A 7,494-nucleotide genomic window follows, 5' to 3' on the forward strand; every position below is an offset into this window, starting at 1 on the left:
AGGTCAGCTATGCGAACAATGCCGAACGAATCTTCGGCGTCTCCCCTGCCCCGACTACCTCTGGAGTCCTTTCATGACCGAAATGCGGGCCGTCGGTTTCACCGAGTTCGGTGACCCGTCGGTGATGCACATCGTCACCCTGCCCATTCCCGTGCCCGGCCCGGGCCAGGTGCGGGTGCGCGTCGCGGCCGCCGCGGTGAACCCGACCGACCTCGGGTTCCGGCACGGCGGGCGGCACCTGCCCGACGGCGTGACGCCGCCGTACATCGCGGGCATGGACCTGGCGGGGGTGATCGACGAGGTCGGCCCGTCGGTGAGCGGCTGGCGGGCCGGCGACCGGGTGATGGCGGCCGTTTCGCCGTGGGTGAGCGGCGGCGGCGCGCAGGCGGAGTACAGGCTGGTGTCGGAGGACCAGCTCGCCCTGGTGCCCGACGGGATCTCGCTCGAGGCCGCCGCGACGCTGCCGATGAACGCCATGACCGTGCGCACGGCGCTGGACATGCTCGCGCTGCGACCCGGCCAGACGCTCGCGGTCACCGGGTCGGCCGGCGCGGTCGGCCAGTACGCCATCCAGCTCGGCGCCCACGACGGGCTGATCGTGATCGGCGACGCGAAGCCGGAGGACGCGGAGCTGATCCGCTCGTTCGGCCCGCGGCACGTGGTTGAGCGCGGCGCCGGGATGGCGGCGGCGGTGCGCGAGCTGTACCCGGACGGCGTGGACGCGGTGCTCGATGCCGCGCTGCTCGGGCCGGCCATCCTGCCGGCCGTCAGGGACGGCGGGCAGCTGATGGCGGTGCGCCCGTTCCAGGGCGAGCCCGAACGCGACATCACGATCTCGCTCGTGCTCGTCGGCAGCCACCTGCACGAGGGCACGCGGCTCGCCCAGCTTGCCGACCTGGCGGCCAAGGGCGTGCTGACGCTGCGGATCGCCGAGCTGATCCCGGCGGAGAACGCCGCGCAGGCACACCGCCGGCTGGAGGCCGGCGGCGTGCGCGGACGACTCGTGCTGACGTTCTGACCGCGGCCTGGTTACTCGGGGTGAGAGCTGAAGACGTCTGTGCCGCCTTCTTCCTCACCGAGGACGTCCGTGCTCTCCTCCTCGCCGAGGACGTCGGTGCTCTCCTCCTCACCCAAGACGTCCGTGCTCTCCTCGTGGCCGAGGACGTCGGTGCTGTCCTCGTGGCCGAGGATGTCCTCGGGATTGTTCGTCATGTCGCCCTCCCTTGGGGACATCGGGGACGCTCACTGCCAGTCTTGACCATGGGCCGCGGCCGCGTCAGGCCGGCCCTCCCGCCGTCGGGGAGCCGGGGAGCCGGGCCGCGCAAGCCCGCGACGTGGGCAATCTCACGATCGAACGGTCCGTTTGGTCCGGTTTACAATGCTTGCGTCCCCGCGATCACTGGAGTGAGCATGTGCGCTGCGTGCGGTGTGCCGACGCACGTGCCGGTGTGGGACCTGGCGGAGGGGACGGGCCAGGAGGGCGGGGACGGACTGGGGCAGGCCACGCCGGCCAAGTTCGCGGCGCTGCGCAGCAGATCGTGCCGGCCGTACCTGGGCGGGGCGGCGCTGTCGATGATGGCCGACAACATCGAGCACGTGATCACGTACTGGGTGCTCTGGCAGCGGTTCCATTCCTCCGCGCTCACCGGCTTTGAGGTGATCAGCCACTGGCTGCCGTTCCTGCTGCTGTCGCCGTACTTCGGCGCGCTGGCCGACCGGCACGACTGCCGCAGGCTCATCCAGGGCGCGCAGCTGCTGTTCATGGCGGTGTCCGTCAGCTGGGGCGTGCTGTTCGCGACCGGCGCGCTGCGGATCTGGAACGCCTGCGTGCTGCTGATACTGCACGGCATGGCCGGGGCGCTGTGGGCGCCGGCCGAACAGCTCATGCTCGAGGACTTCGTCGGGCCGGCCGACCTGCCGAGCGCCATCCGGCTCAACTCCACGGCGCGCAGCCTGGGCATCCTGTGCGGCCCGGTCGTCGGCTCGGCGCTGCTCCTTGGCCTCGGCCCGGTCAAGGGCATCTTCTGCAACGTCGCGTTCTACGTGCCGCTCACCGTTCTCATGGCGCGCACCAAGTACACCGGCCACGTGCGGCACGGCGTCACCGCGCGGGCGCGGATCGGCGTGGTCGGGGCCGTCCGGGTGTTCCGGGAGGTCGCCAGGGACCGGGTGCTCGTCGCGATGATCCTCCTGGCCGGGCTCGGCGCGTTCTTCATCGGCGCCGCCATGCAGACCGTCATGCCCGCGATGGCGGGCGACGTGGGCACGTCGCGCGCCGGCCTGGCGTACGGCGTGCTGCTGTTCGCCAACGGGCTCGGCGGCGTCCTGGGCGGGCTGCTGCTCGAGGGCACCGGGTGGCTCAAGATGTCGGTCCGCGCCGCGCTGTGGAGCACCGCGGTCTACGGCGTGTCGACGGTGGCGTTCGCGTTCAGCCACAGCCTGGCGCTGTCGGCGCCGCTGCTCGTCATCGGCGGCGTCGCCAACCTGGCCGCGCTGTCGATCACGCAGACCGTCGTGCAGCTGCTCGCGCCGCGCGAGAAGCGGGGCCAGGTCGTGGGCGTCTACGGCGTCGGCGCCAACGGGATGAAGGTCGGGAGCGGCCTCACGGTCGGCATGTTCGGCGCGGTGGTCGGCCTGCGCTGGTCGCTGGGGCTGAGCGCCGCGGCCATGTGCGCGGGGACCGCGGTCGTCGCCTGCTACCTCGCGATCGGGATCCGGCGCGCACGCCGCGAAAGCGTTCAAGCACAGAATGTAGTAACTTAACTGCGAAATGTCAGCACGTGGTGGCAGACTGCGGCCTATGGAAACTCCGCACTGCTCCGAACTGCTGGCGACACCGGTAAGGACCGACGCGGACGTCCTTGCCCGCGTCGGCGCGATCATCGACGCGGAGGCCAGGAGGCTGCAGGCGCTGTGGCTGCTGTTCCTGGACCGCGATGGCATCCAGAACGAGGTCGTGGTGCCGATCGACTGCATACCCGAGCCGCCCGACCCGCAGCTGGTCGGCGGCGTCTGCTACGTCGTCTCCCAGGTGCTTTCCGACGCCGAGCCCGACGGCAGCGTCGTGATCGCGCTGAGCCGCCCGGGAATGCCCGAGCTGGGTGAGGCGGACCGGTACTGGCTCAGCGTCCTGCAGCAGGGCGCGGCCCTGCACAGGTCACCGGTCCGGATGCTCTGCCTGGCCACGCCGGACGGGGTCCGCGAACTCGGCCCTGTCGCCGTCGCCTGAGCGGGACCTTGGCCACTGGGCGCGCGGGCCAGGGTCGCCTACGGTAAGCACCATGGGCGAGAGCGTGTGCGACGACCCGTTCGAGTGGGCCGCGAGGGAACCAGGGCGCGCCATGTTCGCCGTGCCGGACGGGGAGACATGGCGGCAGGTCACCGCGGCGGAGTTCGCCGGGCGGGTCGGCTCGATCGCGGCCGGCCTCATCGCCGCAGGCGTCGCGCCCGGCGACCGGGTGGGGCTGCTGGCGGCGGTCAGCCTGGACTGGCTGGCCTGCGATTTCGCGATCTGGGCCGCGGGAGCCGTCACGGTGCCCGTGCACGAGACCTCGTCGGTCGAGCAGATCCGCTGGGAGCTCACGGACTCGGGCGCGGTCGGGGTGTTCGCCGGCAGCGCGCGGCTCGCGGACGCGGTCCGGCGCGCCCAGCTCCCGCGGGCGGAGATGATCTGGCCGATGGACGGCGGCGGGCTTGACGAGCTTGCGGCGGCCGGGCGCGGCGTCCCCGCGGCCGAGACCGGCCGCAGGCGGGCCGCGCTGACCGCCGGAACGGTGGCGACGATCGTCTACACCTCAGGCACCACGGGTCAGCCGAAGGGCTGCGTGATCAGCCACGGCAACCTCGCCGAGGCGGTGCGCGCCATCACGAGCGTCCAGGGGATCCGCGAGCGGGTGCTCGCCGGCGACGCCTCGACCCTGTTCTTCCTGCCGCTGTCGCACATCCTGGCCCGCGTGGTCGCGCTCTGCCTGGTGCACGAGGGCAAGCTCGCCGGATACCTGCCCAGCCCCGGCCGGCTGGCCAGGGCGCTGCCCGTCTTCCGTCCGACGATCCTGCTCGTGGTGCCCCGGGTACTCGAGAAGGTCGTCGCGGCCGCCCGCCAGCAGGCCGCGGACACCGGTCACGAGCGGCTGTTCGCCGCGGCCGAGGCCGCGGCGATCGCCTACAGCCAGGCCAGCGAGAGGTCTGGGGGCCCCGGGACGTGGCTGCGGCTGCGGCGCGCGGCGTTCGGGCGGCTGGTCTACCGGCGGCTGGGCGCGGCGCTCGGCGGCCGGATGGCCTGGGTGATCAGCGGCGGGGCGCCGCTGAGCGAGAACCTGGGGCACTTCCTGCGCGGCGCCGGCGTCGTCGTCATGGAGGGCTGGGGGCTCACCGAGACCATCGGGCCCGCCACGATGAACCTGCCCGGCCGGCAGCGGATGGGGTCGGTGGGGCTGCCGCTGCCAGGCTGCGCGGTGCGCATCGCGGCCGACGGCGAGATCGAGGCCCAGGGGCCGACGGTGTTCCAGGGGTACTGGGGCAACCCGGCCGCCACCGCGGCGGCGTTCGACGGCCGCTGGCTGCGCACCGGTGACCTCGGGCGGATCGATGACGACGGCTTCGTCTTCGTCACCGGGCGGAAGAAGGACCTGATCGTGACCGCCGGCGGCAAGAACGTGGCCCCCGCTCCGCTGGAGGACCGGGTGCGCGAGCACTGGCTGGTCGAGGAGTGCGTCGTGGTCGGCGACCGGCGGCCCTATATCGCGGCGCTTGTCACGCTGGACAGCGACGCGTTCACCCGGTGGAAGCAGCGGGCGGGCAAGCCGCCGGACGCTACCGTCGCCGAGCTGCGCGACGACCCCAGCCTGCGGGCCGTGATCGGCGAGGCGATCGACCGGGCGAACACGCCGGTGTCCCCGGCGGAGAGCATCAGGCGGTTCGCCATCCTGCCCGGCCCGTTCGAGATCGGCGCGGAGCTGACCCCGATGCAGAAGGTGCGCAGGGACTACGTGCTAGCCAAGTACGCCGCCGACATCGACGCCCTCTACGCGTAGCACGACCGCCTCGGTCGCGCCATGTGCGCCGCGCGCGAGTCGGCCGCGCCAGATCTGCCGCAGCCGCGAGTATCAAATCTCCGGCCGGCCAGGAGTCCCCGCCACGCCCCGCTCGTGGGGTATGCGCCTCATGATCACGGGTTAGCAGGGGCCGATAGGGCCTCGTGCCAACAGCAAAAAAAATGAAGTCGGCCAGTCGGTTGACTGTGGAGGCGACGGTACAGCTCTAACACGTTAAGCGGTCCGCAGGCGGTACCGCCGACGCGGCGGAAATCACGCGCCGTGCCGACCCGGGCCGCCCGGCCAGCACGCGGGTGCCGGCCCGCGTTCCCGCGCCGTCACCGCACCGGCGTGGGTCGGCGCCGGGGCGAAAAGTCCAAAAGCCAACCAGGCGCGCCTCCTGAATCGACAGTACCTATAGCAGTAACCAGCGCCGATTGGGGAGGGACACATGCAGGCCGAACTAACGTGTCACTTCGAAAGCCCGAGGCAGGCGGCTTGCCGACCTCGTCGGCGCTGAACGGTCACAATGCGCTATCATCGCGTAATTATTCTCCATCCCGAGGGCAGGCCGATGGCGGCAATCACATACCCCAAGCTGAGTAGCTCCGCTTGGCGCTCGCTGCGACAGCGCGCAGCTAACGCACCATCGACGAAGTTCACCTCTGAGACGGTGGCAGCGATGCAGGGGCTGGCCAACGCGGCGAGCGCGACCACCAACATTGTGAGCCCCCTGCGACGACTCGGCTTGCTCAACGAAGACGGTGGTCTCACCGCCCGCGGCAACAAGTGGAGAGTTGACGCCTCCTATGCCGACGCATGCCAGGAAATCCTGGATGACGTTTACCCATCCGAGCTAGCCAGCCTCACAGACGCCACCGGAGCCCCAGACAAGACTCAGGTGTCAACCTGGTTCGAGCACAAGGGGTTTGGAGGCGTAAACGCAAGGCAGATGACCTCCACCTACCTCATGATCGCCGAAAAGATGCTGCCGACTGCGACTCCGCCCGAGGGGAAGGCAAAGAAGGCAAGCCGACCGCCCGCCGGACGCAAGACCACACCGGCAACGGTCACGCAGAACTCTGGGGAGACCAACAGTGCGGTGGCGCTGCCTACGCAACTACCCGAGACTCAGCCGACGTCGCCAAGGCAGCCGATGGTCCACCTGGACATCCAGATCCACATCCCGGCCGACGCCACGCTCGAACAGATCGATCAAATTTTCGCCAGCATGGCCAAACATCTCTACCAGAAGTGATTCAATCGGATGCTTATATGCTGCCCGCGCTCAAGCTAGCGCAGCAGATCTCTAGCGACCTTGCAGAGTTTGCGGAGGCCAAGACACCTGAGTTGATCGAGCCGCAACAGGCAGCCGAGTCTCGCCTCTCGCCAGACGATGAGCTTCTCGTTGAGTACGATCGCAGGATTCTCGACCCGGACCTGCGCGCCGCGACGAGGACGCGTTTCGTTTCCAAGCACTACGCAGACGCAGTTGAAGCCGGCGTCAAAGCACTCAACGAACTCGTACGACGCCGTACCGGGCGTACCGAAGACGGCGACGAACTCATGACGGCCGTATTCTCTCCAAAAGGTGCGCTGCTGCGAATCAACAGTCTGCGGTCCAAAAGCGACCTTAGCGCCCAGCGAGGACACATGCTCCTCTGCCAGGGAGTCGTCGGCGCGTGGCGAAATCCGCGCGCACATACTCTCACCGATGACTCCCCCGCTCGTGCACTCATGATGCTTGAGCTAGTGGATGATCTGCTTCAGATCACCAAGAAGGCCACACGGACACGCAGGCCAAAAGGCCCTTGACCCCGCCACGCATCTCACTCTAGCCGTCACAACATGTACACACCGGTTGCACAGCGCCCGAACAGCACAGCGCCCGCGCGTGCAGGCGCTATAACCCCCCGGCAGTCCGGTTATCCCTGCCCACTTGCCGTGGGCGCGGCTGCGTTACGTCTCCAAGCTTCTCGATCTCACCCCCTCAAAGAGGCAAGGTGGCGAGGTCGGGAACCCCTCCGACTCCACTACGCCACAGAGTCAAGAACGAAAGTCAAAGAGAGTCAAGAACGAAAGTCAAAGTCAAGATCAAAACCGCAGGGGGAACCCGGAACTCCCCGGCTAGCGCACCCAAGAGCCCCGGTTCCAGGTTCCCCCTGCACCGCACCCCTTCCTGCCTCCCCCGACAAGCATGCGGCCGACATGCTCACGTCTGCCATCCCGGCTGACGCCATCCGACAGGACCCCTCGCTGGGTCAGGGGCCGCGCCCCCGAGACCCCCGAGACCCCCAACCCGACGAAGAACCACGAGCCCGAGCATCTACGCCCCGCCGCCCTTACGGGCGGCGGGGCGTACGGCTTGTGGGTTTCAGGCCTCGGCGGAGTCCCTCACCATGGCAGCGAACCGTCGCCATGCCTGCGCGCTGAACGCCAGCATGGCCCCCGCCCGGTCCTT

Annotated in this window: 7 protein-coding genes; 6 read left to right on the forward strand and 1 reads right to left on the reverse strand. The window is 69.6% G+C overall.

Annotated features, from left to right (window positions below):
* Positions 1 to 73 precede the first annotated feature (73 nt).
* Positions 74 to 1,018, forward strand: coding sequence for an NADP-dependent oxidoreductase (locus Q1N79_RS26515; RefSeq protein ID WP_300613617.1), 945 nt, complete (start codon positions 74 to 76; stop codon positions 1,016 to 1,018).
* An 11-nt stretch (positions 1,019 to 1,029) separates the two neighbouring features.
* Here Q1N79_RS26515 and Q1N79_RS26520 read toward each other — a convergent pair whose 3' ends face one another.
* Positions 1,030 to 1,233: a hypothetical protein gene (locus tag Q1N79_RS26520; protein WP_300613618.1), complete on the reverse strand. Its 204-nt coding sequence runs from the start codon at positions 1,231 to 1,233 to the stop codon at positions 1,030 to 1,032.
* Positions 1,234 to 1,410: 177 nt separating this feature from the next.
* Here Q1N79_RS26520 and Q1N79_RS26525 point away from each other — a divergent pair, with 177 nt between their 5' ends.
* The 5 genes from Q1N79_RS26525 (at position 1,411) to Q1N79_RS26545 (ending at position 6,848) form a co-directional block, all read left to right on the forward strand.
* Positions 1,411 to 2,763 (forward strand): MFS transporter, encoded by a 1,353-nt coding sequence (locus Q1N79_RS26525; RefSeq protein ID WP_300613628.1) that lies wholly within the window; start codon positions 1,411 to 1,413, stop codon positions 2,761 to 2,763.
* Between the two features lie 37 nt (positions 2,764 to 2,800).
* Positions 2,801 to 3,229, forward strand: coding sequence for a hypothetical protein (locus Q1N79_RS26530; protein ID WP_300613620.1), 429 nt, complete (start codon positions 2,801 to 2,803; stop codon positions 3,227 to 3,229).
* Between the two features lie 52 nt (positions 3,230 to 3,281).
* The gene (locus Q1N79_RS26535) at positions 3,282 to 5,033 is read left to right on the forward strand and encodes a long-chain fatty acid--CoA ligase (RefSeq protein ID WP_300613622.1); all 1,752 of its coding nucleotides are present in this window, start codon (positions 3,282 to 3,284) and stop codon (positions 5,031 to 5,033) included.
* A gap of 682 nt (positions 5,034 to 5,715) precedes the next feature.
* A complete protein-coding gene (locus tag Q1N79_RS26540; RefSeq protein WP_300613624.1) occupies positions 5,716 to 6,291 on the forward strand; it encodes a hypothetical protein in 576 nt (191 codons plus the stop codon).
* 17 nt (positions 6,292 to 6,308) lie between these two features.
* Positions 6,309 to 6,848, forward strand: a complete 540-nt coding sequence (locus Q1N79_RS26545) for a TIGR02391 family protein (protein ID WP_300613625.1) — start codon at positions 6,309 to 6,311, stop codon at positions 6,846 to 6,848.
* Positions 6,849 to 7,494: the final 646 nt, after the last annotated feature.

It is taken from the genome of Trebonia sp. (genome assembly GCF_030042015.1).
In the GTDB taxonomy this organism is placed as follows: domain Bacteria; phylum Actinomycetota; class Actinomycetes; order Streptosporangiales; family Streptosporangiaceae; genus Trebonia.

Bases quoted from the DNA above. Each gene is read 5' to 3' on its own strand.
- Q1N79_RS26515 (WP_300613617.1), top strand. From the start codon at position 74: ATGACCGAAATGCGGGCCGTCGGTTTCACCGAGTTCGGTGACCCGTCG.
- Q1N79_RS26520 (WP_300613618.1), bottom strand. From the start codon at position 1,233: ATGTCCCCAAGGGAGGGCGACATGACGAACAATCCCGAGGACATCCTC.
- Q1N79_RS26525 (WP_300613628.1), top strand. From the start codon at position 1,411: ATGTGCGCTGCGTGCGGTGTGCCGACGCACGTGCCGGTGTGGGACCTG.
- Q1N79_RS26530 (WP_300613620.1), top strand. From the start codon at position 2,801: ATGGAAACTCCGCACTGCTCCGAACTGCTGGCGACACCGGTAAGGACC.
- Q1N79_RS26535 (WP_300613622.1), top strand. From the start codon at position 3,282: ATGGGCGAGAGCGTGTGCGACGACCCGTTCGAGTGGGCCGCGAGGGAA.
- Q1N79_RS26540 (WP_300613624.1), top strand. From the start codon at position 5,716: ATGCAGGGGCTGGCCAACGCGGCGAGCGCGACCACCAACATTGTGAGC.
- Q1N79_RS26545 (WP_300613625.1), top strand. From the start codon at position 6,309: ATGCTGCCCGCGCTCAAGCTAGCGCAGCAGATCTCTAGCGACCTTGCA.